The sequence below is a fragment of the Marinobacterium marisflavi genome (assembly GCF_982447095.1).
In genome coordinates, this window is the sequence record NZ_OZ457898.1 from 2,644,567 (window position 1) to 2,668,922 (window position 24,356).

The following is a 24,356-nucleotide window of genomic DNA, read 5'->3' on the forward strand; positions in this document are numbered from 1 at the left end:
TTTCCAAAGTAAGTAACCACAAAAAGGATCGCTCGGTTGGCACATATTCTTTTCATAGATGATGATGAGGTGGATCGCCTTGTGCTGGCGGATATTCTGCAACGACACGGCTTCTCTTACACCTCGGCATCGGACGGTGAAGAGGCGGTACGCCTTGTAAGACAGGAAGGTGCACCAGACCTTTTGATCACCGACCTAATAATGCCAGGCAAAGAGGGTATCGAAACCATCCGCGAGATCAGAAAGCTCGTTGGTGATCTGCCCGTTATAGCGGTGTCTGGGGTGCCGAGCGCTGGAGAGTACCTAGATATGGCGAGCATACTAGGTGCCGATGCTGTTTATGAGAAACCTCTGGACGAGGCGGTGCTGATTGAAAATATTAACGCGTTAACCGGAGCACAAATATGACCCAGGGGCAGTTAGTAAACATTCTACTGGTTGACGATGATGAGATTGATGTCGAAACAGTAAAGATGGAACTGCGCGACCACCGCATCGCAAACCCTGTCCATGTTGCCCGTGATGGCGTTGAGGCGTTGGAGATCTTGCGTGGTGAGAATGGTCGGCAAAAATTGGGAGCGCCCTACCTCATTCTGCTCGATATCAATATGCCACGCATGAATGGTCATGAATTTCTAGAAGCGATCCGTCAGGACCAAGAACATAAGCGCGCAATTGTTTTCGTGCTAACGACATCAAATCATGATGCCGATCGCTTCAAAGCCTACCAGCACAACGTCGCCGGATATATTGTCAAAGATCACGCGGGAGATAACTTCCACAACGCAATCAAACTACTCGAGCACTACTGGAAGGTTGTCGAGTTTCCACCCAAGTAGGTGCGCACTTCTGTCAGTGTTTCAACCAGCGCCTTAACAAATTTATCGCTGTTCGATTTAGCTGCGGGCCTAGCGACCTCAATGTTCATTAGCGTGTCGCAGAGGTCTGAGGTGGTGATGTTTTTTCCAAGATTGCATCTCTGAGCAGGGCCCGGCTAACAGGGTCACTTCATCGGACTGCACGTCCAACTCAAAAATCGCCCAATCACATTAGAGAAAGAGTTCTTTAAACGATTTCTGGTATCTCACCAACGGATTACCGTTAGAGCTACTCTCTATTCTCCACTGCTCCCTAGCCGATAGTTAGACAAGTTAGTTGCTCACAAGAGATCCAGCCAACTTTGAATAGCTGTGATTAGCGCCTCATTCTGCCCTTTAAAGTAATGGTCGGCACCCGGTACAGCTAACTGCTGTGACTTCGGATTTCCCGCCCTCTCGATCATCTCCAATCGCTCTGGAGCCATACGCAATACCGCGGGGTAGTCGTTAAAACCGTAAAGGTCGAGCACCGGCATCGGCATTTTATCGAGCTGGAAGGGTTCAACCATCGGCTGCTTATAGTCGGTCGCGCCCATACCAATGCCGACATAGGCATCAAATTTAGCTAGTGCAGCCTCGGACTCATTCTTAATCCAACGCTGCGCCATATGCGAACCACAGCTGTGTGCCAGTAGTATCGTCTTCTCGCTCTCTTGTTCTTTGGCATAGTCTAAAGCTGCAGCAATGCGCGGGCCAGCCGCATCAAAGATCTCAGCGTAATCGAAGTATTTGGCGGACTTTTCGAGTACGGGCAACTGTATGCTCAGGGTATTCCACCCAGCTTCGGCCAAGCCCACACGTAGCGGATTAACAACGGTCTCCCAATCAGGATGGAAGCCGCGACCATGCGCAATGACCACCGTCCCCTGAGCCTCATCCGCCTCCATGTAGATGGCTAGGAAGCTGTGTCCCTCAGCCTCAAGTTCAATCGCCTCACCGTCCCAAATCACATCAACGATCTCATCAGCCATGCGCTGCTCACGCGCAAGGTCGGGTTCGGTCGCCTGCACGCTAACAGCCATCAACAGCGCGCTAGCCGGTAGTAGGAAAGAGAGCTTGGTTCTTTTCATTTGAGTATCTCCCGAGACATTCGGCGATCGAGCTTTCAGCTCAGTCTGTATCGTTATTGCCGTAGAATTACATCGACACCGAGCTTTGAGCAAGTATTAGCTTAACTGAGCCAGGCACTGCCAACTCTGTTGCCCACTCGCCCAGTACTTACGCTCAAAGGCGCTCATCGGCTCTACGGCTCTGTATTCCTCTACATCCGTTTGGATACCGGCTACACCCAAAGCGAGCGCAAACTCATCTATATAGGTTTTCCAGTTACTGCGTACACAGAGCTCTCCGCCCAGCTGCAGAAGCGAACTGAAAACCGGACTCGCATGCCACCGACGCTGCAGATGACCTGGTTTCGGATAGGGGTTTGGGTAGAGCAAAAAGTGATAATCCAGCCGCCAACCTGCCTTTTCAGCAAGACGCCAGAAGTCCATCAAATCAGCGCGTACAAAGAGCAAATTATCGACGGCGTCATCAAAACAGCGCTGATGTTTATCCAACCGTGCCTCGGAGCGATCCAACGCGATGACCGCATGATTCGGATAGCGTTGAGCGATCACCCGAGAGCTTTCACCGACGCCACAGCAAGAGTCAAAAATCAGCGGCTTTTGTTGCCCCTGGTACCACTCACTCGCCCGATCAAAAGCTGCTTGGGTGTGTTCGGCGATCGGTTTTTTGAAGGGGTGTTCCAAATTGCGCCGAACGACCTCCTCTAAACGTTCATGTATACCTGTCTGACTAGAGGTCACGACACGAGAGTTAGCCATATTGGTATAAACCTCCCAGATCAGAGTAACGTGCCAAGAGCTGTTGCAGTCGTAAACGTCCAATCGACTCAATATAACCCCACAAACCTCCTTCCTGATGCTGCGGAAAGCCAAGCCCTATGGCGGCAGCTAGTTGCAGATCGTCAGAGCACTTAATAACAGACTCATCAAGAGCACGCAGAGATTCAGTCAGCATCGGCAGCATCATGCGCCAAAAAATATCCTCATCGCTGATACTGCTTGCCTCTGAACCCCGATTAGACAGCAGATCCACATTAGGCTCGCGCAAGCGCTCTCCCTTCTCGTTTTGTGAATAGCTGTAGAATCCCGATCCGGTTTTCTGCCCTAGCTGGCCAACCTCGAGCAGTTTTTCAAAAACTGAAGGCTCTTTATGCGCCATGCGCTCAGGATAGCCCTCTTGCAGGACTCGGTCGGCCCCCACCATCACATCCATGCCGATCAGGTCAGCCAAATAAGCTGGGCCCATCGGCCAGCCGAAGGTCTCCATCACAGAGTCGATCCGCTCGATAGCGACCCCCTCTTTGACCAACAGATCAAAGCCGTGGAAGTAGGGAAAGAGAACACGGTTAACCAGAAAACCAGGACAGTCCCTCACAACCACCGGCTTTTTACCCAAGCTAAGAGCAAATTCGACACAGGTCTCGAGCGTTTGCTCGCTGGTCGCTGTACCCTGGATAACCTCAACCAGTTGCATCTGCGCGACTGGATTAAAGAAGTGAAGTCCACAGAAACGCTCCGGACGCTCTAGTTCTCCTGCAAGACGATCAATTGAAATTGTCGAGGTATTGGTGGTCAGAACCGCATCCGTCGCGAGCGTTCGTTCTGTTTGCTGCAAAACTGCAAGCTTTATCTGTTCACTCTCAACAACAGCCTCAACGAGTAGATCGAGCTGCCCAAAACCAGCCTGATCATTCTGAGTCACCAGACAGGATTGCGCCCTAGCCAAAGTCACTTGATCGATGCGTTGGCGCTCCAGTTGGCGTTGCAGAAGGTTGGTTATTTGCCGCTCAGCGCGCTTGAGGGCCTCGTCGGAGAGATCAACAAGGCGGGTTGGGATACCACAAAGCGATGCTTGATAGGCGATACCGGAGCCCATCACTCCGGCACCTAAAACGGCAAACTGCTTTACAGACATGAGAACGCCCCTAGGTATTCGCTTACGTAGGGGCGTTATTGTACGTCAAATAGCGACTTTATACTGCCGGTGCTAGTACCAGTTCACGGTGTTGCAGCAGGTTGCGAGTCAGGCGAACAAAAGCGTAGATAGTCAGCATCTGCACGGCAACCATTGTGGCCATTCCCATCCAGTAGACCAGACCAAATTTAGCAACCAGTCCGGTATTAACGAAACCGACATGCCACCAGAAAACACCCATAACGAAGAAGGCAACACCCGGACACACAAGGCCAAAGCTCACAGGGCTGCGGCTATCACCGTGCAGGTAGTTGGCCAGGTAGCCATTGAGCTTCATCACCCGGTAACCAAGCAGCAGCATGATAGCTTGCAGGCTGAAGAGCAGCGTTAGCATCTGAAAGCTTGAAGCCGCGTTAGCTTCAGAACCAAACAGATGCGCCAGGCCATGCTCCATGCGGATCCACTCGATACCCAGCAGGGTGATGATTGGGATCAGCATCCAGATACTCGGTGTCGCCTGCTCTTGCAGACCGTGTTGCATCATCGCCGTCAAACCCGAGACCAGCACTACCATTATCACCAGTACAGCCGCGACCAAGAAAACATACGAGAGCACGCTAGCGACAGCTGCAACTGAAGTGGTGTGCGCCATCGCAGCCGGTGCTGCGAAACCAACAGAGAGCATTGAGAAGGTGAAAGCTGCCATCAAAGGTGAGAGGTGATTATGCTCCTCTGAGCGGTATCCGCCTTGGGTCAGCATGCGGCCGAGGTAGCGTCCATAGATTTTAATAGCGGCGTAAGCAATATAGGCAAAGGCTGCAATGGCACCGGGGAAGAGATACTCAACGAAGTCCCAGAGGCCGGGCACAAATAGCGCACCAAAGACAAAACCTACATTTACCGTCATTGAGAAGGTCAGAGGCAGTGCCATCATCTGAACCTCAGCCGGAGAGTTCATCAACGCGTCAAATGCAGCAGTGCTCTTTGTTTCGCGGTATTCACGAATGTTCCAGATTAATAGTGCGATGTGCAGTAATCCGAAGATGAGCACACCCGCAATGGCCAAGCCAACAATCAGACTCATAGGCACACCCGACGCGATATCAGAACTCAATGCAGCCTGCCAATGATCAAAAGTTGGCATAGGAAAGCCTTTATGCGGCACAAGCCACATTAGATACATAAAAAATGAGATCGACAGACCGCCGGCACCGAGTGCGGCGAGAAAGTAGCTTGGATGCCAAGCCTGGCTAGCGTCACGTCTAAACATGTTTCACCTCAAAATTTGGTTGGCTCATCTGAGCTTTATATTAGGTATATCTAATTTAGACTAAACTTATATTAAAGTAAATACTAATTTAGCAATTACTAATTTAAATACTGCGCGAGGTTTTTAACGATTTAGCGTCTACACTACATCTAGGACAGTTATTACTACGGAGACAGATCATCCCTATGCCCTCTTACACTGCGCATCCCGTTATGTTCCGCAATCGCCCATTCAGTTTTATTATCTCTGTGCTATTGATACCGGCAGGGATCGGCATCCTGATTTTGCTCTACTGGTACCTGATGTGTAAGGCGACATCTCTAACGGTTGCGGACGGCCAGATCTATCTCGAAGAGGGGCTACTATCGAAGTCGCGCTCTGAGATCGACTGTGACTCAGTTCGCACAGTTAAAGTGTATCAATCCTTTATGAACCGAATTTTCGGTGTCGGCAGTATCGAGATCTACACTGCGGGCGATCAGCCCGAGATGCTGGTAAAAGGCCTACCTGACCCGAATGAAATTCGCGATGTGATTAAAAGGAACAAGGACGGTCTGTAATGAAACTCAATATCAACACGAGTGACTCAGCAGATAAACGTAGCGCCCGCACAACTGCAGTGCTTCTGGTGATGATTATCCTAGCGCTGGTTGCTGGCATTGTTTTGCTGGCACCAGAACTCTTCGCGGCGATCGAACCCGCGTTTAGTGACGGAGTCGGTCTGCGCACATCGGCGATTATCAGCTTCTTTGTTACACTGGTCGTCATGCTGCTGTTCACCCTGGCAGCCGGTGACGGATTAATCGGCGAGTTACAGTTTGTACTGCCCGCCTTCTTCGTCTTCTTTATGTTTTTCTGGCTCGGAATTGCTTGGCTTTTCTAGCCGCAGCTTAGGACTCGTCCCAGTTAAACTGCTGTACGGAATTGCGCTCACCCTCAGGCGAGTACTGCGCTTCCGTGACACTAATACGGTTGTTTTGATACAACCGCAGCCAGGTACGCGCTCGGGTTCCGTACTCCGCACCAACAATCGTCTGAGCCGACAACAAGGATTCCCACTCGACTGGAACACCCGTGCTAGGAAGCTCCGATTCGGGGTAACGCGCAGTGGAGCTCAAAACGTCGGTATTTATATTCCCTGCTTTCAGCAACCGAACAGAGTCGTACATCTGCTGGCGTGCTAACTGCACCTTAGGCCAAGGCGTATCCAAGGCGTCATTACTCAAAGCATGAACGCCCGCTTCGAGCCAACGCCCCTCGGGGTGATCGCTACTGAACCAGAATAGTTGCTCGCGATTACCGAGCAACAGGTTAAACCCACCATATAGGCCTATATCGGGCAATAAAGCTCGATGGAACGCTCTTATGTCGGCCCCTGTCTGGATAAACCGCGTTGGCAGCGCGCCGCGACTGAGCCCGGCGGCCTTGCCAACATAACCGGGACGAATGTTGGTAATCAGCGCGAAGTTCGACGCACGATCAACTGCAAACCAGGTACCACCCGCTTGTAGGTCGCGCCCAGCTAGCATCGGCGTGGGTTGATCGCTCCACCAGTGCATAATTTCGGTCGGACGCGCCCTAAACTCATCGCGGTTTGCCACAAGGACCAACGGCACATCAGCACCGGGCTCCCAGTTCAGAACAACCAAACACATCTAAGGTGTCTCCACGAGCTCAACGCCTCGAGCTGACTTTTAAAGGATTGACTGAGTAATCGACTAATAACAATGCGGTCTGTCATGACCGCATTCTAGAAAGGCTGATTGGAGTGTGTAAAGGCCACTACATCACTGTTTTGAGCGGCATCAGTAGCAGGCGCTCTTCCTGCTTAACCAGATCCTCCTGTGCCAGCGCCATCTTGTGACTCTTCATATGGGCTAACAGTGGGTGGAGCGCTTTAGGCGCAAACTCCTGCAGATAGACCAGCGCTTCAACTTGGGAAGTAAACAGCTCAGCGTGGTTATTGGCTCGGAAGAATCCATCCTGCGGCCCCATCTCTACCCAACGCGCCGGGATAAGTAGTGCATCGTGCTCAGCCAGCAGACCCATCTTCATCCCTTCGGGGGTAAAGTCATAGAAACCAACATTGAGTTTGGGACGCTGCTCATCAATCACGCTCATTAGTGTGACCGCATCACGCTCCTGACCACGAAATATAATCACTGCCGAACCGAGCTCTTTTGGCAGGTGTAGATTGCTCCAATCCCGAACCAGCGAGCCATTATCGACTACCAGAACCACCTCTGAGGATAGATCAATATACTCGGGTTCAACACTTAGCATTGCGCCGGAAGGAACCCTAGCGGCACCGGTTTTCATTGGAATTTCACCCCCACCAGCACGTGCAAGACGCAACATACGTCCAAATACGGCTCGTGGGCTAGGCTTTTGAAATTGTGGTTGTGCTGTGCCGTTTTTCGACGCGCCTGGAAGGTGCTCTCGCTGCAAGGGATCTATGCCAGTCTCGTCTTTGACCCAAAAGCGCAACTGTCCCTTCTCATCCTCATTAAGTGCCAGAGTGCCACGGTTGGTCACTTCGCCCACTTTCAGACGACGGTGAATGTCGTACCACACATCAGTCAGCTTTACCTGCCGAGTACCACGCATCAGCAACTCGCGAACAGCCTCAAACTCTTTACGCACTGGACTCTCCAAACTTCATCGAGTTCTTTGAGTCTAGTCCAACAAAACTGATTGAATACTGAAAAGGTAAAGCTATCTGCAGAAAAGTTGAGATCAGTACACAGATGTCACAAATGCTGATATCTAGCGCTCTGCGAGGGGGATACGACCGGCTTTCACGGCGCCAAAATGAACTCTCGCGCGCGGTGCTAGCTCGTATAGGTCACCATTAAGTCCGGTTAACTGGATCGGCACAGAGTAGCGTTTAGCAATCTGCGCATTGGCATGCATGTGCTCAGGTTCGCCATGTAGAGGCACGGCAATATCCGGCTGCACCATGGCGTACATATCCGCCAACTCAGCCTGACACGGGTGACCCGAGGCGTGGATTGGAGTGCTGCTCTGGGCTGATTCTATGACTTCAATATTTCGCGCACGTAACGCATCCACCATCCGCTCTACTAAACGTTCATTGCCTGGAATCAGGAAGGAGCTCATGACAACACGATCGCCTGCTTCAAGTTGTAACGGGTCAAACTGATCCTGCGCCAGTCGGTTTAACACCGCTCGCGGCTCACCCTGACTGCCAGTTGCCACCGCCAACACCTCGTTGCGCGGTAAAAATCCCAGATGAGCAGGGTCAATTGCCTCTAGATCAGCCGGCCAATAACCCGTCATGCGTGCAATGCTGTACATGTTCTGCAGCGACCGCCCCAGCAGCGCAAAGTAGCGTCCTGTCTGCTGCGCGACTCGAGCCACAGTGACTAGACGTGCGAGGTTAGAGCTGAAACAACTGACGACTATACGCCCTGGGTGGTTCTCAATTTGGCGCACCAAACCGTTGTGGCAGATCGACTCGGACAGAGATGCGCCGCTTTTTAGGGCATTAGTTGAATCACACAGCATCGCCCGTACGTTTCGCTCTGCCAGTGCCTCAAACTGTCCACGATCAAACGGCTCCCCAATCACGGGGTTGTGATCAATCTTCCAATCGGCGGTGTGGAACAGGTTGCCGGCAGGCGTTGAGATTAATAGCGCTTGGGGCTCGGGAATAGAGTGCGTAATCGGCAAAAACTCGAGCGAGAAATTCCCAACCTCAAAGCGTCCACCGGATGGAATTTCGTGAATGGGGACACGCGTCGCCAATCCATGCTGACGCAGTTTTCGCCTCAGCACTTCCGCTGCAAAAGGGGTGGCGTAGACTGGTGCTTTCAGGCGAGGCCAGAGATAAGGCAGTGCACCGAGATGATCCTCATGCGCGTGCGTCACTATAATTCCTTTGAGACGCTCACGCTGGTCAACAATAAACTTAGGATCAGCACCAACCACCGGATGGGTTCGATGCGAATCTGGAGTCAGCGGTTCATCGAATGTCACCCCACAGTCCACCATCAACCACTCACCATCATGGCCGAAAAGATTCATATTCATACCGATCTCACCCGTTCCACCCAAGGGCAGGAACCAAAGATCAGAGGAGCCGGGAACTAACTTATTCAATTTGCTGCGCTTACTTCAGACTGAACGTCCTCAGTGATAGGGTGTGCCGTGGCAAATCGGATCAGCAGCAATGATACAAAGGAGCAGACTGCGAAGCCCGCTAGCATCGGTATCAGAGTACCGTTAAAGCTCATGCCGATTACGCTGCCAGCCAATACACCGATGATCATGTTTAACGCGCCAATGGTGCCCGATGCCAGCCCGGCCAACCGACCAAAAGGCTCCATTGCCAGCGAGTTAAGATTGCCAAACAGCAGGCCAAAGCAGAAAGTAGTGATCGACATCATCACAATAAACACCCAAAGCGGTGGATGTAGATCAAAGAGGGCAAACAGCGCCGCTTCAGATGAAGTCACGACACTGAGAAAGACAAACACAGCCATCACCAGCGTGCGCAGTGAGTAGCGGTAGACGAGCTTTGAGTTGATAAAGGAGGAGACCGCCACACCGATCGCCATCATGCCGAAGTAGACCGGCATCATCGCGCCCGTATCGTAGATACCCTGCAGTATTGCCTGAATCGATGTTAGAAATCCGATCAACGCGCCGTGAATAAGGCCGCCAGCCAGTGTGTAAACCAACGCCTCAGGGTGCGCCAAAACTTCACGCGTGCCGCGCAGAATTGGCCGCAGTGAGAACTCACGTACGTTTTCGGGTGCCAGTGTCTCCTCTTGGCGCAACGCAAACCAGAGAGCGGTGGCAAGTGAGATCAGCAGCAACATCATGAAAATCGCCTTCCAACCTGCAAATAGCAACACCAATTGACCCAAGAGCGGCGCAACAACAGGACTGAAAATAAAGATCGTCATCACCAGAGACATAATGCGGGCCATCTCAGGTCCGGCGTAGCGGTCGCGGATAATCGCCACCATCATCACACGCGGACCGGCAGCGCCTAACCCCTGCAGCACTCGCCCGGCTAGCATCCACTCGAAGGTCGGTGCAAAAATACTGATCAGAGTACCGATAAGAATAAGCACAAACCCAAGATAGACTGCGGGCTTACGCCCAAAGGCATCCGAAAAGGGACCGTAAAAGAGCTGTCCGACGCCCATGCCTACCATCAGGCTGGTAATAACCCACTGATAACAGTTCCCCTCTATCGCATCAAACTCTTCACCGATCTGGCGCAGGGCCGGCAACATCGCATCGATAAATAGCGCCATCAGGCACATCATGGCTGCCATCAAGAGCAGAAACTCGAGGCGCACAGGGGATTTTGTCATGAACTACTCAATTCAAGGTTAGCGGGCGCTGAGTATAGCAAACCCAGAATCACAAACGCACTGAAGCGCTCTATCGGAGCACAGAGTTTAGTACTTTGGACCAGTGGCGATACTTGTCATCAAAGCTGAGTGCAGCATTGGCTGGACTGGTAGATGGCAGCCTTATTTTATCTACAGCACTCAGTGACTCGGCCCAGTGTTTCTCGGCTTTGCGAAAGAGTTCCTCGGCCGCACCGCCATTGAATACGATCAATTTGAGCTGCGGACACTCAGCGACGAGTTGCGGGATTGGGTTGTAGCGCACACTCTGCCTCACAATCGCACTATCAAGCGAGCCGGGCCGCTCGGCTTCACCCACCACATCCCAAAGTGCAACGCCGTACTCCTTCAAAGCAAAGAGGCGGGCTTCGTATGGCTGTTGATAATCGATACCCAAAAGCCGCCCCATGATCGGCCAGAAGGCGTTACGTGGGTGCGCGTAGTAGCCTTGCTCGGCGATCGAGCGTTTTCCCGGCAGTGAGCCAAGTATCAGAATTCGGGCGCCGGGGTCATATGCAGGGGCAAAACTTTGATCGGTAGACAATTGGGTCGGGCCTCAATTTCCGTTATGCTTCGATTTTCGAGCCTACAAAAGTGACCCTAATCCCGCAATGCCAACCTATGCAATCGGCGATATTCAAGGCTGCTACCGCTCTCTGCGGGCGCTACTGAAGTCAGTCGACTTCAATGCAGACGATCAACTCTGGCTCTGTGGCGACCTGGTCAATCGCGGACCACAGTCGGCTGACGTTTTGCGCTTCCTGATTGATCTTGGCCCACAGGTGCACACAGTACTCGGCAACCACGATCTCCACTTGCTCGCCATCTATCAGGGTGCAACCCAACGTAAACCCGGTAAAACGCTAAAGCATCTTTTGGATGCACCGGATCGTCATGAGTTGATGCACTGGTTACAGCAGCAGCCACTGCTTATCGATAGTAAAGAGCTTGACGCAGTTATGACCCATGCGGGAATACCCCACATCTGGTCACTTGAGCAGGCCAAGACCTACGCCCGTGAGGTCGAAACTGCACTGCAAGGCCGCAACGCCTATCAATACTTCGCTGCAATGTACGGCAATGAACCGCCTAACTGGAACGAGGGGTTGGAAGGCACAGATAGACTGCGCACGATCACTAACTACTTCACGCGTATGCGTTTTGTAGCGGCAGACGGCAGTTTGGACTTCGACGCCAACGGGGGACCGGAGTCTGCACCAAAAGGATACCGCCCTTGGTATCAGCAACAGCGAACCGAACCCCTATCAAGGCGTATAATCACCGGACACTGGGCTGCACTGGGTCTGTACCAAGACGAACTGGTATCTGCGCTAGACACGGGCTGTGTCTGGGGTAACTAATTAACTGCTCGGCGACTCGAAGATGGAACTATTTTTAGTGTTGCGAGCCAAGAGACAAACTAGGAGTACAAATGAGCAACTTTACCGCTGTTAGCAGCCAAGAGGCGCTGGAACTTATCGATGCTGGCGCGATCGTCGCTGACATTCGCGACGCTGGCAGTTTCGGCAACGGACACATTAAAGGTGCCGTCCCCCTGAGCAACGAGAATCTACAGCAGTTTATCGATGACACTGAGTTCGATCAGCCGATCATCGTCTGCTGCTACCACGGTGTCAGCAGCCAGTCAGCTGCAGCATTTCTGTGTGAACGCGGCTACGAAAAGGTCTACAGCCTCAATGGCGGTTTTGAAGGCTGGGTTCTCGGTATGCCCGACCACGTCGAGCATGGCTAAAACCGAAAGCAAGAAGCGATAGAAAGAGCCAAGAATGCAGATCTATCTCGTTGGTGGCGCCGTGCGTGACCAACTACTGGGGCTTGAAGTCAAAGATCGTGACTGGGTTGTGGTCGGTGCCACTCCAGAGGCGATGGCTGAGGCTGGCTATCGCCCGGTCGGCAAGGACTTCCCGGTATTCTTACATCCAGAAACACATGAGGAGTACGCCCTCGCCCGTACCGAGCGGAAATCAGGTAAAGGGTATAAGGGTTTTACTTTCCACACCTCGCCGGACGTCACCCTAGAACAGGACCTGATCCGTCGCGATCTGCGCATCAACGCAATGGCGATGAGTGAGGCGGGAGAGATCATAGACCCCTATGGTGGCCAAGCCGATCTCGAAGCACGCAAACTTAGCCATGTTTCTGACGCATTTAGCGAAGATCCCCTACGTGTGCTCCGCGTCGCCCGCTTCGCGGCGCGTTTTGCTCCTCTTGGATTCTCCGTGGCATCCGAAACATTGGAGCTGATGCAGCAACTGAGCAGCGATGATGAGCTGCAACACCTTAGTGCCGAGCGGGTCTGGCAAGAGTTTGAACGCGCACTTAACACCGCAACGCCAGCAACATTTCTGGAAGTACTGCACGCTTGTGGTGCGCTCACCAAGTTGATGCCTGAACTGGCAGAGAACGAAGCTGAGAGTTGGCAGCAACTCAATGCAGAGACCCTGAATCTGAGCACTGAGCGTTTTGCTGTTTTGGCACATCAGATCACTGAGCAAAAGTCCGAAGCGGCAGTTGAAGCGATGGCGCAACGCCTGCGCATACCAAAGCGCTACACCGAAGTTGCCAGAGACCTGCACCAATGGGGCGAGCAGCTGGTGCGCTTTGCCAAGCTTAAACCCCAAGCCAAGCTACAGTTAATTGAAGGACTCAAGCTGCAGCGCTCAGAGCAACGTCTAGCACCCCTTCAGGCACCTGCCGAACTGATCCATAACACACACGTCGACCGGCCTGCGATTACCCAAGCGATCGCCGCTGTTACCAACATCTCACCCAAAATCCTTCTCGCTGAGGGGTTCTCCGGACCTGCGCTAGGTGAAGAGCTGCGCCGTCGTCAGATTCACGCCCTAGATTCTGCTCTGTAGAAACGATCTGCCAAAAGCACGTTAGCCCCCTCGATGTAGAACGCTTAAGTCGGGAAGATGCGCCGGTGGCGCACATCCCTCCTACACCTGAGCTCCGATTCCACTCTGTCGGAGCGATCTGCCGAAGGCAGGTTCGCGACCAAGTCCAAAACCGACCAGAACTAGGAAAAATTCTTAGTGAAAGCCACAACTGTCATTTTTTACTGGTTAATTCTTGACCTAAATGTCACTTATTATTATATTTGTCACCAATTGGATACATTAGCTTACTTACACGAAGTTAAAATGTGTTGCTCAAGTCACACAGAGTGGCTAACCAAAGAAGAACCAAGGCGGTGAATCATGGCAATTGAAGGACTGGGACAGACAGCAGCATACAACCCATACGCAGGTATGCAGAGTGGCACTGCAACGTCAGCGGGCAGCGAACCTTCAGCGAGCAATGCAGTAAACGCTGCGTCTCAGACAGCCAACAACACATTGACTAGCGTTGTATCAGACACCAGCGGTGTAATCTCAGACAAGATGATGCAGATCGCACTGATTTACAAGATGGTCGCAGAAGCAGATGGTACGGACGAGCAAGGTAGCAATATGTTCCTACAGATGCTGCTTCAGAACATCCTCTTCGGCAGCGAGGGTGCAACACATCTTAGCCCGACTGAGCAGGCCGAGATGATCAACGAAGTGATCTCTGGCGGTCAACCAGGTTCAGTGGCTCGGGCGATGGGTCAGTCCACTGGCGGCGGCGCTCAGGGTGCGACCTACGGTGCCGGCGGTATGATGTCTATGGGCGGCGCTATTGGCGGCATGATCTCAACAGCGGCCTAAGCAGACACCTGCTGCAATACAAAATCCAGCGAATGTCCCTACGGGGGCATTATAGGCGCCAACACTGAGAAAAAAGGTGTTAGGCGCTATTTTTTTGCCCAGTTTCTGGGCCTTCGAAACCTGCACACTCGCCGAATACGCGTTTAGTGCAGCGAGAGCAGATAGTCTGGTCAACTCGTCCAAGCATCAACTCCAACGCCTCACCAGTGGTCTCGATAAAGTGCTGCGGGCCGATTTTTTCGAGCTGCCCCATCTTTTGAAGTTCGTCGCGTACATAGCCTTTGAGTGAGCTAATCAAAACCCGGCGTCCATCACGCTCGAGCCGTCGAATTTCTGTATCGAGCATCTGCGCGCCGGCAAGATCTATATGATTGACCCCCTTAGCGACGAGCAGAACATTCCCCTGCCCTAGAGCTAGTGCTTGCTGCAACTGATCCTGCAGGTGTTCGAGTGCGCCGAAGAAGAGCGAACCATCAATGCGAATAATCTGAACCTGCGGACACTGAGCGATCGCGTAGCGGCCGACGTTACGCAGGTATCGACCATTCTCTCGCTCAAGCGGGGCTATGAGGGTCAATTTAGGACGTGAGGTACGGCGCAGATAGAAAGCGAGTGACAGAAAAACACCGATATAGATAGCGAACTCAAGCTCAGCTAAGAGCGTCGCACTGAGTGTCACCAGCAATGTTATCGCCTCATTACGATGGGCTTTCGCTAGACCTAGCAGATGTTCGAAGTCGATTAGATTCCAAGCGATCAACAACACGATGCCACCCATCGCAGGCATAGGTAGGTAGGCGGTCATCCCCGGTATTAACAGCAAAATAAAGACGAGCAGGATGGCAGCAATAATGGCCGCAAGTGGGGTTACGGCACCGGCATCATAGTTGGCACCGGAGCGAGTAAATGATCCTGAACCTGCGTAACAGGAGAAGAGACTGCCAACAATGTTCGACAGTCCTTGGCCGATGAACTCTTGGTTACCATCGATACGCTGACCCGACCGCAGAGCAATAGAGCGCGCGATAGAGACCGCCTCAATAAGGCCGAGCAGCGCGACAGCAAAAGCCCCGGACAGCATTCGACTGACACTATTAGCATCCATCTCAGGAAGAGCGAAAGGTGGCAAAGTTCCTGGTAGTGCCCCGACCAGTTTTACACCATTCGCTGCACCATCCAGCGCAAGGCAAAACAGCGAACCAATCAACATAGCCAACAACATATAAGGCGCCTTTGGAACAAACCGCCGTATCAGAATTGCCGCGCCAAGTGTGACTAGCGCGATCGCCAGCGAATATCTATTTGTAGTGCCAGCAACGGCGATTAATTCGCCAATCTGCTCATAAAAATGCAGACCTGAAGGAATACTCACGCCGAGGATATGTTTGATTTGACTCGTGCCAATCAGCACCGCAGCGCCCGCCGTAAAACCAATAACAACGGTATGCGAGATGAAATTTACCAGCGTGCCTAGTCGTAACAGACCCAGACCGAGTTGAATAAGACCGGCTAACAGCGTCAGCAACATGGTCGTTGCAATGAAAGCTTCGCCCGGTGTGGCTCCGAGTGACGAGACCACACTCATCACAACAATAGAGATCGCTGCGGTTGGGCCTGAGATCAGATGATGAGAAGAGCCAAACAGCGCGGCGATAACCGGCGTAACGATAGCGGTATAGAGACCGTATTCAGGGGGCAAGCCAGCAATGAAAGCGTAAGCCACGCCCTGGGGTAGAACGATAATCGCACCCGTTAGACCCGCCATAAAATCTGCGCGCAGCGTCGCCGGGGTCATCTGAGTCAACCAACTCAGAAACGGAAACAGACGCAACAGAGAGGAGTTCATACGCGAAAAGTGCCAAACAATTTATGATCTTGGCATCATACCGCGGCGCCAACCATAAGAGTAATTCAATTATGGAGCGCTGAAATAAGATCTATGTATAGCTCGATGGCGTTCTCTGTGCGCGGCTAAATGTTAGTTAGCCAAACAAACTGATAGGGCAGAAGTTTGAGTTGAGCCCCTCGATCATCATATCGCTCGCCTGAAATCAGATCGGTCCAGACATCTGTTAGCGTCAGGTTCAGCTCCGATAGCGCCAAACTCTGTGGCTGATCACTGAAGTTGTACAGCGCGAAGATACTCTGACGGCGATCGATACTCTGACGCCAAAAGGCAAAAATCTGCTCGCCAGTATGCAGAGTAAACATGGTCGCATTGGGGTGAAACGCGGGTTGCTTGCGACGAATGCTCAGTAACTCTGTTAGCGCTTTGAATACACGTGCGTGATGGGTATCCGATGAGAGGGCAGTCTCTAGTTTGTCTGCATCCCAAATGTGACGATTGATCGAACGGAAGCTACCGGTATGCTCGACTCGCTCCTGATCATTCTCTGTACCGATCAGGGAGTGAATATAATAGGCGGGTACGCCTTCGAGCGCCGCCATGACTGCGGCGGCACACAGATAGCGAGCAAACTGCCACTTATCAGGCCCCCCAGCGGCCGTACCCGACATCGCATCCCAGAGGCTAATGTTGATCTCGTAGGGTTTGGCTTCACCATCCGCAGTCGTACGAGAGCTGACTCGCCCACCGAAACGCTGCATCGTATTGATCAACGTTTCCAACTCCCAATCACTTAGCAGCCCTTCCGCTGGCCGCAGACCCACCCCATCATGCGAGGCGATAAAATTCAGATATGCAGTGCCGTTCTGTGCCGGTGGCATGGTCATTAACCACTGTTTCAGATGCATACAGGAGCCTGTCACCAGGGAGTTAATCAATAGCGGTGGTAGGGAGAAGTTGTAGATCAGGTGCGCCTCATTGGCGTTACCAAAGTAGGTCAGGTTCTCGGCATTGGGAATATTGGTTTCGGTAATCACCACTGCGTCTGGGGTGTGGTGTTCAATCATCAAACGCAGCAGACGTATCACTTCATGGGTCTGTGGCAGATTAATCGAGTTGGTGCCCGGTTCCTTCCATAGAAAGGCGACCGCATCGAGGCGGAACCAACGAATTCCGTAATCGAGATAGAGGCGAATGATGCCTAAAATCTCGATCAGTACTTTGGGGTTGGCGAAGTTTAGGTCCACCTGGTCATGACTGAAAGTGCACCAAACATGCTTAACCCCATTGACGGTCTCAACCTCGCGCAATAACGGCGAGGTTCTAGGCCGCACGACTGCACTCAGGTCGGTCTCTGGAGACTCCTCAACAAAGTAATCGGCGCCCGGGTCGATACCCGCTCTGTAGTTCTCAAACCAGCGACTGCGAGCCGAGCAGTGATTAATCACCAGATCACCCATCACTTTATAGCGCTGGCAGATCGCACTGACATCATCCCAATCGCCCAGTGCCGGATTCACCGTGGTGTAATCCATTACGCTAAAACCATCATCCGAGGTGTAGGGGAAAAACGGCAGAATATGAACGCTCGAGACCGCCTCTTTGACCCGTTTATCGAGAAATTCAGTCAGAGTGTGAAGTGGAGTCTCGCCCTCACGTTTGATGCTATCACCATAGGTGATCATCATTACGTCACTCTGGTCCCAGAGATTTCGGTGCGGTTCAGGCGTTAAACTGTCAGCGGCGGTGCCAAAAACATCCAGACACTGAGCGACCAGCTCGTTGATATCGAGGTCAGGATAGATCTGTTTCAGGTGGCCAGCGATACGCTGTTCAAACATGCTCTGTTGTGACTGCATATCAGACCTCCGCGCGCTGCGGTGTTGTACTTTAGTCGCGCATATCCGCCGCTACAGCATCGAGAATTTCGTGCTGAAGGTTCGGGTAAGCGCTGTTTACACGGTTCCAGCTTGGGATAAACGGGGTCTCCATCGGGTTCTCGAGGAAGTGATTACCCGCTTTCATAATGTTGCGCGCGAACAGCTCTACCGCTTGCTCCTCGCCATGAACATCGAGTTTCAGACCGTTGATCTCCGCATCATTGCGATAGGTCTCAACAAAATCGAGCGCGATACGGAAATAGGTCGCCTTGATCGTGCGGAAAGTCTCTTGGTTAAACACCACCCCATTGGTTGCAAGTTTGCGGAACACCGCTTTGGTGATATCGATGGACATCTTCGACAGCCCGGTGCTGGCATCCTCTAGCGACAGGTCCTGATGTTTGTGATCGTAAATATCAGCAATATCCACCTGACAGAGGCGGTTGTTGGAGTAGTTACGTGTCATCTCAGACAGTACACCAATCTCTAGCCCCCAATCACTCGGAATGCGGATATCGCTCATAACATCACGACGGAAAGAGAACTCTCCTGCCAGAGGGTAGCGGTAGCTATCGAGGTACTCCAGATAGTCCATCGGACCGATCACTTTCTTCAGCGACCGCAGCAGTGGTGTTACTAACAGTCGCGATACCCTGCCGTTGATCTTGCCGCTCGCCACACGGGCATAGAACCCTTTGCAGAACTCGTAGTTGAAATTCGGGTTGGCCACGGGATAGATCAGGCGTGCCAGAAGTTCACGATCATAGGTGAGAATGTCACAATCATGCATTGCAATGGATTCGGCCTGCCCCGCAGCCAGGGTGTATCCCATACAGAACCAGACATTTCGCCCCTTGCCCGGCTGCTCCGGAGACAACTCCTCGCGCTGAAGCTTGGCGTCAATCGCGCGTAGTCGCGGACCATCGTTCCACAGCACTTTGTAATCCTGGGGTAGTTCTGAGAAGAACTCCAACGCGTGGCGATACTCTGCTTCATTCGCACGATCCAGTCCGATAATGATCTGCTTGAGATAGGGTACCTGCTTGAGATGACTCAGAATCAGCGGCATCGCCTCGGTCTGCAACTCAGAGTAGAGGCAAGGTAAGATCAGCGCCATCGGCCGCTTCTTAGCGAAACTCATCAACTCAGCTTCAAGCTGCTCTAGTGGTCGTTGTGACAGATTATGCAGCGTGGTAATGATGCCATTTTGGTAGAAATCACCCATGGTCTACTCCTTTGCACCCGTCACTGAGGATGCCTTTGAATCGTAAGTTGAAAGAATTTTCAGAATGGCTTCGTTCCATCCTGCCGGTCCCAGACCAGCAGTAACGAGCGCGTCGGGTCTATTGGGTAACTCAAGCGGTGGATGAACGGGCGAGCGAATAATTACCGGAATATCAGCGGCGCTGAGCATCTCGATATCGTTCTCACCATCCCCCAACGCCACAGTTTTCGCCCAGCCAAGTTGCGCGGCTAACCAACGCAAAGCCTCTGCTTTGTCGTGCTGCCCCATTAGATGAACAAAGCGACCGCCCCGCTGCACTTGCACCCCAGCCTCGGCAAGCTCTAGACGCAGATCGACCAAGGCTGTTTCGGTGTCGCGCCAGTGCAATGGCTCTGAGTAGTCGCGTTGCAATGCCTGTTGCGCTTGAACAGCACCGAGACCCGTCAGCTGTGCTAACGCCGACGGCGTCAGCTCTGAAAAACTGGTAAAGCGGTAACGGCTTCGAAGAGGTTCGAGCAGTTCCAATAGATCGCAACGCAGCTTTCCGAAACGCTGCACGGCATATCCATTGATTTTGTCTAGCGATGCGAATTGCGCCAAAGGGTGCTCACCCGGGATGTAGATTGCCGCACCGTTTTCGACAACAAACGGACCAGTATGCTCGAGTTGCGCGCGCAGTGGCTGCAGTTCTGCGAAGGTTTTGCTGGTGTTGGGTATCCATGGAATCTTCAGACGCTCCAATACATCCAACGCTAACTGAGCCTCAGCGAAGCTGTATGTGAAGTGGTCAAGTAGCGAGCCATCCAGATCGGTAAAGATCAGTAATGTCCTTCGACCCCGTTGTGGTGCAGTTTTATCGCTCATACCACTGACAACGCAATATGAGCGCCAGCCAGTTTTTATTAGATGTATTTCAGCTAGTTATAACTACTAACCGTCACTTACAGATATGATGAACGCACCAATATGGTGCACACATAGGCGTACTGGCCCAATTTTTTGCACCAGAAAAACCGTCTGGTAATTTCTCTCTTGCCAACCGATACTCAAACGATCCTTGCCGTTCAAATCTGGAGAGGGCCTATCAACTCTCACATTCGTCCAAACAGAATTCTGCCGCTGATCATACTGGCGCAATTTTTGGGTACCGCCAGTTGGTTCGCGGGTAATGCCGTTCTGCCGAGTCTGACTAACTTATGGGGCCTTGAGGTCGGCGCTCTGGCTCAGGTCACCAATGCAGTTCAGTTGGGCTTCATCACCGGAGCCTTGCTCTTTGCACTGTTCTCATTAAGTGACCGTTTACGACCTTCGCACCTCTTCTTTCTGTGCGCACTATTGAGCGCTCTAATCAACCTGGTCTCTGCATACCTAGTAGAGAACCTGATGCAGCTTACATTGCTACGATTTTTAGCTGGTTTTATGCTGGCAGGAATCTATCCGGTGGGCATGAAACTGGCAGCGACCTGGTATCCGGAAGGCCTAGGGCGAGCATTGGGGTTCCTTGTTGGCTCACTCGCACTTGGGACTGCTGCGCCGCACCTGTTTGCAGCCTATGATCAGATTGACTGGCGCCAAGTAATGGGGCTTGTTGGGGCGTTGAACCTATTCAGCGGGCTTATCATACTGCTAGCAGTTGGCGAAGGTCCTAACCGACTCAGCCCCGCTCCTGTGCGCCTAAGACAGATTCGCGGTCTATGGAATATGTCGAAACTACGTGCCAGCGCGCTGGGTTACTTCGGCCATATGTGGGAGCTCTACGCCATCTGGGCTATTGCACCTATCTGGATTGCAGCCTGGGCCAATTATCACCAGTTCGAACTCAGTATCTCTCTCGGAAGCTTCTCAATCATCGCTATCGGTGCGCTCGGATGCGCTCTGGGCGGGATCTGGTCACAACGTATCGCAAGCGCAGTGATCGCCGCGCGGATGCTAACCATCTCTGGGATCTGTTGCCTTCTATCCCCCCTCATCTTCGAGACAAACATTTGGCTTACGACTATATTTTGGGCTATTTGGGGCTTTGCCATAGTGGCCGACTCCCCGCAGTTTTCAGCCCTAAGCGCGCAGAATGCGCCCCCTGAAGCCGTAGGTACCGCGCTAACGCTGATCAATGCAATCGGCTTTACACTGACCCTGATCGCTATACAGCTTAGTGTCACTCTACTGCAGTGGCTGCCGGTGGCGTGGATCCCGCTGATACTTCTACCGGGCCCCATCCTTGGCGTCATCGCCATGCGCCCGCTGACTAGAAAACTCTGACTCTTCGACTTTTCATAGAAATTTTCTATTTGATGACAGGCTCTTTTGCTGGCTAACTACATTCTGAATTCAGAATTCAGAATTCACAAATAGAGTTCTCGCAATGCGCATTCAAAAAACCGATCTCGTGAATCAGGTATACGAGACGCTGAAGCAGAATATCCTCAACGGCAAATTAGCGCAGGAGACACCGCTGCGTCAGGAGGAGCTGTCCGATACGCTCGGTGTTAGCCGACAACCGATCAGCCACGCACTGGTTCTGCTAGAGCGTGAGGGCTTGGTATCGGAGTTGGGACGCAAAGGCAAAATGGTGACGAAGGTCGATGCCCAGCACTTGAGCGACCTCTATCAGGTGCGTGCTGAGCTAGATGGCTTAGCCGCCTACCGCTGTGCTCAAAACCCCTCGCCTGCCCTACGCTCCACCTTAGAGACGTCACTGCAGCAAGGTCGTGATGCGATTAAGGCACGCTCGATTGATGCTCTGCTGCAGGCCGATATCGCCTTTCACAGAGCCTTGTACGAGCACTCAGGCAACCCTGAAATTGGACGCATCGCAGATAACTCGTGGAACCATCTGGTGCGAGCTATGCATCAGGTGCTCAATGACGATTCAATCCACGACTCGGTCTGGAGTGATCACGAGCAGATTGCTCAGGCCATTCTAGCCGGTGAGGCAGATCAAGCTAGGGAACTGGCCCGCGTGCACGCAAATTCCAGCGGCAGGATGACCTTTCTGAGACTCAACTCACCAGTACAACAATAACAACGGAGCGACTATGAAACTCACCCCCGAACAGTTAAAACAGTTTGACCGTGAAGGCTACCTCTTCCTACCCGGTCTCTTTACACCGGAAGAGGCCGCACTGCTGAAAGAGGAAGCTGAAAATATCTACCAGCTCGATCGAGACGAGGTGTGGCGCGAAACGAGCGGTATCGCGCGCACCGCGTTCGCAGCTCACACCTATAACGAGGCGCACCGCCGCCTCGGAGCGCACCCACGCCTGATCGAACCAATCCAGCAGATTCTGGACGGTCCGGTCTACATGCATCAGTACAAGATCAATGCGAAAGCACCTTTCGATGGCGAGGTGTGGCAGTGGCATCAGGACTATGGCACCTGGGCGCGCGATGATGAGATGCCAGAACCACGCGCGATGAATATCAGCGTATTCCTAGACGATGTTACCGCTGCGAACGGTCCTTTGCTGTTCATTCCCGGCAGCCACAAGAAAGGCGTTGTCGATGCAGGTCACGACCTTGAAACCACTAGCTACCCACTTTGGACGCTAGACCGAGATACCGTCAGTAAACTGGCCGATGAGGGCGGCTGTGTTGCGCCGACGGGCCCAGCCGGCAGCGTATTGCTGTTCTCATCGCTACTGGTACACGCTAGCCCACCCAATATTTCGCCCCTAGGCCGTATTATCGTTTACCTGTCGCTCTGTCATGTCGATAACCACATTCGAGCATTCAACCGCAAAGAGTGGATCGCACACCGTGATTTCACCCCGATCGAAGCGCTGGAAGATGACTGTCTGACAGAGATGCTAACCGCGACCGCCTAAGGAACAGAGTGAATGTACATTTTTGATGATCTGGTAAAACGCCGTAACGATCCTGTGCGAGTAGGCCTTATTGGCGCTGGCAAGTTTGGCTCGATGTTCCTCAGCCAAGTACCAACCACAGACGGCCTCTGCGTCCACGGTATTGCGGACCTCGATCCAGAGCGCGCCAAAGCTGCGTGCCGCAATGTAGGCTGGAGCGAAGAGCTGATCGCGCAGACCAAGTTCTACCCCAGCACCCAAGCGATGATAGATGCCGGTGGCGTTGAAGTTTTAGTTGAAGCGACGGGCAACCCCATCGCCGGTATCGCCCACGCGAAGATGGCCATCGCCAGCAAGACTCACATCGTTATGGTGAACGTCGAAGCCGACGTGCTGGCTGGCGGTATCCTTGCTCAAGAGGCCCGTGAAGCTGGTATCGTCTACTCCATGGCGTACGGAGACCAACCCGCGCTGACCATCGAGATGGTTGAGTGGGCACGTTCAAACGGTTTTAAGGTAGTGGCCGCGGGCAAAGGCACCAAGTACCTGCCGGAGTACCACTACTCAACGCCCGATACGATCTGGGATCACTACGGTCTGACGCCAGAACAGGCAGCCGACGCAGGCATGAACTCGCAGATGTTCAACTCCTTCCTCGATGGCACCAAATCAGCGCTGGAGATGGCCGCCATCTCAAACGGAACCGGCCTAAAGGCGCCAGAGGATGGTCTCTCCTTCCCGCCTGCCGGCATGGACGACCTGGCACACGTGCTACGCCCTAAATCGGTAGGTGGTCAACTGGATGAAGCGGGTATGGTTGAAGTAGTCACCTCAATCGAGCGTGATAGCCGCCCGGTCTACCGCGACCTGCGCTGGGGTGTCTATGTGGTTATAGAGGCACCGAATGACTATGCCGCCGCTTGCTTTAAACAGTACGGTATGAATACCGACTCTACTGGTCGCTACTCTGCAATGTACAAACCCTTCCACCTAATCGGGCTAGAGTTGAACACCTCAATCCTCTCAGCGGCACTGCTGGGCAAACCGACCGGCTCAACTCAGTCGTTTAATGCCGACGTCGTGGCAACGGCTAAGCGCGATCTCAAAGCTGGCGAGATGCTGGATGGCGAGGGGGGCTTTACCGTTTACGGCAAACTGATGCCAGCTAAGCGCTCACTTGATCTGGGCGGTCTTCCGATCGGTCTCGCTCACCGAGTGAAGCTGGTCAACAATGTCGCCAAAGATAAGCCCGTTCGCTGGGCCGATATTGAGATCGACATGACAAGCCAGGCAGTGAAGGTACGTAAGCAGATGGAGGATGCAGCGCGATAACTGAACCACTGGGATACGCACAGGCTGCAGTATTGCGCTG

At 52.8% G+C, this 24,356-nt stretch carries 25 protein-coding genes; 12 read left to right on the forward strand and 13 right to left on the reverse strand.

The window, feature by feature from the left end; translation table 11 throughout:
- The first annotated feature begins 36 nt into the window (after positions 1–36).
- Together AC1WNR_RS13030 and AC1WNR_RS13035 are read left to right on the forward strand one after the other, a co-directional pair.
- Positions 37–408: a response regulator gene (locus AC1WNR_RS13030; protein WP_481644926.1), complete on the forward strand. Its 372-nt coding sequence runs from the start codon at positions 37–39 to the stop codon at positions 406–408.
- Positions 405–839, forward strand: coding sequence for a response regulator (locus tag AC1WNR_RS13035; protein ID WP_481644927.1), 435 nt, complete (start codon positions 405–407; stop codon positions 837–839). The genes AC1WNR_RS13030 and AC1WNR_RS13035 overlap by 4 nt, the downstream gene beginning before the upstream one ends.
- 320 nt (positions 840–1,159) lie before the next feature.
- Here the strand turns inward: AC1WNR_RS13035 and AC1WNR_RS13040 are convergent, their stop codons facing one another.
- From AC1WNR_RS13040 to AC1WNR_RS13055, 4 genes are all read right to left on the reverse strand, one after another.
- Positions 1,160–1,948, reverse strand: coding sequence for a DUF3530 family protein (locus AC1WNR_RS13040; protein ID WP_481644928.1), 789 nt, complete (start codon positions 1,946–1,948; stop codon positions 1,160–1,162).
- 96 nt (positions 1,949–2,044) lie between these two features.
- Entirely contained in the window at positions 2,045–2,704 is a 660-nt protein-coding gene (gene trmB, locus AC1WNR_RS13045) for a tRNA (guanine(46)-N(7))-methyltransferase TrmB (protein WP_481644929.1), read from the reverse strand.
- Positions 2,697–3,860, reverse strand: coding sequence for a 3-hydroxyacyl-CoA dehydrogenase NAD-binding domain-containing protein (locus AC1WNR_RS13050; RefSeq protein ID WP_481644930.1), 1,164 nt, complete (start codon positions 3,858–3,860; stop codon positions 2,697–2,699). The genes trmB and AC1WNR_RS13050 overlap by 8 nt, the downstream gene beginning before the upstream one ends.
- Positions 3,861–3,918: 58 nt before the next feature.
- Positions 3,919–5,130, reverse strand: coding sequence for a TsoY family (seleno)protein (locus tag AC1WNR_RS13055; protein WP_481644931.1), 1,212 nt, complete (start codon positions 5,128–5,130; stop codon positions 3,919–3,921).
- Between the two features lie 185 nt (positions 5,131–5,315).
- On the opposite strand from AC1WNR_RS13055, the gene AC1WNR_RS13060 reads away from it, so the two are divergent.
- Together AC1WNR_RS13060 and AC1WNR_RS13065 are read left to right on the forward strand one after the other, a co-directional pair.
- Positions 5,316–5,690: a PH domain-containing protein gene (locus AC1WNR_RS13060; protein WP_481644932.1), complete on the forward strand. Its 375-nt coding sequence runs from the start codon at positions 5,316–5,318 to the stop codon at positions 5,688–5,690.
- The gene (locus tag AC1WNR_RS13065; protein ID WP_481644933.1) at positions 5,690–6,013 is read left to right on the forward strand and encodes a hypothetical protein; all 324 of its coding nucleotides are present in this window, start codon (positions 5,690–5,692) and stop codon (positions 6,011–6,013) included. Before AC1WNR_RS13060 ends, AC1WNR_RS13065 begins: the two co-directional genes overlap by 1 nt.
- Before the next feature lie 7 nt (positions 6,014–6,020).
- On the opposite strand, the gene AC1WNR_RS13070 is transcribed toward AC1WNR_RS13065, so the two are convergent.
- From AC1WNR_RS13070 to AC1WNR_RS13090, 5 genes are all read right to left on the reverse strand, one after another.
- Positions 6,021–6,785, reverse strand: a complete 765-nt coding sequence (locus AC1WNR_RS13070) for an NRDE family protein (RefSeq protein WP_481644934.1) — start codon at positions 6,783–6,785, stop codon at positions 6,021–6,023.
- Between the two features lie 127 nt (positions 6,786–6,912).
- A complete protein-coding gene (locus tag AC1WNR_RS13075) occupies positions 6,913–7,773 on the reverse strand; it encodes a DUF7281 domain-containing protein (RefSeq protein WP_481644935.1) in 861 nt (286 codons plus the stop codon).
- A 123-nt stretch (positions 7,774–7,896) separates the two neighbouring features.
- On the reverse strand, positions 7,897–9,252 hold the full coding sequence (locus AC1WNR_RS13080; RefSeq protein ID WP_481644936.1) for a ribonuclease J: 1,356 nt from the start codon (positions 9,250–9,252) through the stop codon (positions 7,897–7,899).
- Entirely contained in the window at positions 9,249–10,478 is a 1,230-nt protein-coding gene (locus tag AC1WNR_RS13085) for a multidrug effflux MFS transporter (protein ID WP_481644937.1), read from the reverse strand. The genes AC1WNR_RS13080 and AC1WNR_RS13085 overlap by 4 nt, the downstream gene beginning before the upstream one ends.
- Before the next feature lie 70 nt (positions 10,479–10,548).
- Positions 10,549–11,061 (reverse strand): DNA-deoxyinosine glycosylase, encoded by a 513-nt coding sequence (locus AC1WNR_RS13090; protein ID WP_481644938.1) that lies wholly within the window; start codon positions 11,059–11,061, stop codon positions 10,549–10,551.
- A gap of 67 nt (positions 11,062–11,128) precedes the next feature.
- Here AC1WNR_RS13090 and AC1WNR_RS13095 point away from each other — a divergent pair, with 67 nt between their 5' ends.
- The 4 genes from AC1WNR_RS13095 to AC1WNR_RS13110 all read left to right on the forward strand — a co-directional run bounded on the left by AC1WNR_RS13095 (position 11,129) and on the right by AC1WNR_RS13110 (position 14,230).
- The gene (locus AC1WNR_RS13095) at positions 11,129–11,878 is read left to right on the forward strand and encodes a symmetrical bis(5'-nucleosyl)-tetraphosphatase (RefSeq protein WP_481644939.1); all 750 of its coding nucleotides are present in this window, start codon (positions 11,129–11,131) and stop codon (positions 11,876–11,878) included.
- 71 nt (positions 11,879–11,949) lie between these two features.
- Entirely contained in the window at positions 11,950–12,270 is a 321-nt protein-coding gene (gene glpE, locus AC1WNR_RS13100) for a thiosulfate sulfurtransferase GlpE (RefSeq protein ID WP_481644940.1), read from the forward strand.
- A gap of 34 nt (positions 12,271–12,304) precedes the next feature.
- Complete coding sequence (locus AC1WNR_RS13105) at positions 12,305–13,399, forward strand: tRNA nucleotidyltransferase/poly(A) polymerase-related protein (protein ID WP_481644941.1); 1,095 nt, start codon at positions 12,305–12,307, stop codon at positions 13,397–13,399.
- A 342-nt stretch (positions 13,400–13,741) separates the two neighbouring features.
- Positions 13,742–14,230 carry a hypothetical protein gene (locus AC1WNR_RS13110; RefSeq protein WP_481644942.1) on the forward strand — a complete coding sequence of 163 codons (489 nt, stop codon included), beginning with the start codon at positions 13,742–13,744 and terminating at the stop codon, positions 14,228–14,230.
- A gap of 79 nt (positions 14,231–14,309) precedes the next feature.
- Here AC1WNR_RS13110 and AC1WNR_RS13115 read toward each other — a convergent pair whose 3' ends face one another.
- The 4 genes from AC1WNR_RS13115 to AC1WNR_RS13130 form a co-directional block, all read right to left on the reverse strand.
- Positions 14,310–16,076, reverse strand: coding sequence for a SulP family inorganic anion transporter (locus AC1WNR_RS13115; protein WP_481644943.1), 1,767 nt, complete (start codon positions 16,074–16,076; stop codon positions 14,310–14,312).
- A gap of 125 nt (positions 16,077–16,201) precedes the next feature.
- Positions 16,202–17,935, reverse strand: a complete 1,734-nt coding sequence (locus AC1WNR_RS13120; RefSeq protein WP_481644944.1) for an alpha-amylase family glycosyl hydrolase — start codon at positions 17,933–17,935, stop codon at positions 16,202–16,204.
- A gap of 31 nt (positions 17,936–17,966) precedes the next feature.
- Positions 17,967–19,181, reverse strand: a complete 1,215-nt coding sequence (locus AC1WNR_RS13125) for a glycosyltransferase family protein (RefSeq protein ID WP_481644945.1) — start codon at positions 19,179–19,181, stop codon at positions 17,967–17,969.
- A 3-nt stretch (positions 19,182–19,184) separates the two neighbouring features.
- Positions 19,185–20,045 carry an HAD-IIB family hydrolase gene (locus AC1WNR_RS13130; protein WP_481644946.1) on the reverse strand — a complete coding sequence of 287 codons (861 nt, stop codon included), beginning with the start codon at positions 20,043–20,045 and terminating at the stop codon, positions 19,185–19,187.
- Positions 20,046–20,213: 168 nt separating this feature from the next.
- Here AC1WNR_RS13130 and AC1WNR_RS13135 point away from each other — a divergent pair, with 168 nt between their 5' ends.
- The 4 genes from AC1WNR_RS13135 to AC1WNR_RS13150 all read left to right on the forward strand — a co-directional run bounded on the left by AC1WNR_RS13135 (position 20,214) and on the right by AC1WNR_RS13150 (position 24,316).
- A complete protein-coding gene (locus AC1WNR_RS13135; protein ID WP_481644947.1) occupies positions 20,214–21,440 on the forward strand; it encodes an MFS transporter in 1,227 nt (408 codons plus the stop codon).
- Between the two features lie 103 nt (positions 21,441–21,543).
- The gene (locus AC1WNR_RS13140; protein ID WP_481644948.1) at positions 21,544–22,203 is read left to right on the forward strand and encodes a GntR family transcriptional regulator; all 660 of its coding nucleotides are present in this window, start codon (positions 21,544–21,546) and stop codon (positions 22,201–22,203) included.
- A 13-nt stretch (positions 22,204–22,216) separates the two neighbouring features.
- Complete coding sequence (locus AC1WNR_RS13145) at positions 22,217–23,005, forward strand: phytanoyl-CoA dioxygenase family protein (protein ID WP_481644949.1); 789 nt, start codon at positions 22,217–22,219, stop codon at positions 23,003–23,005.
- Positions 23,006–23,017: 12 nt separating this feature from the next.
- A complete protein-coding gene (locus AC1WNR_RS13150; protein WP_481644950.1) occupies positions 23,018–24,316 on the forward strand; it encodes an NAD(P)H-dependent oxidoreductase in 1,299 nt (432 codons plus the stop codon).
- Positions 24,317–24,356 lie beyond the last annotated feature (40 nt).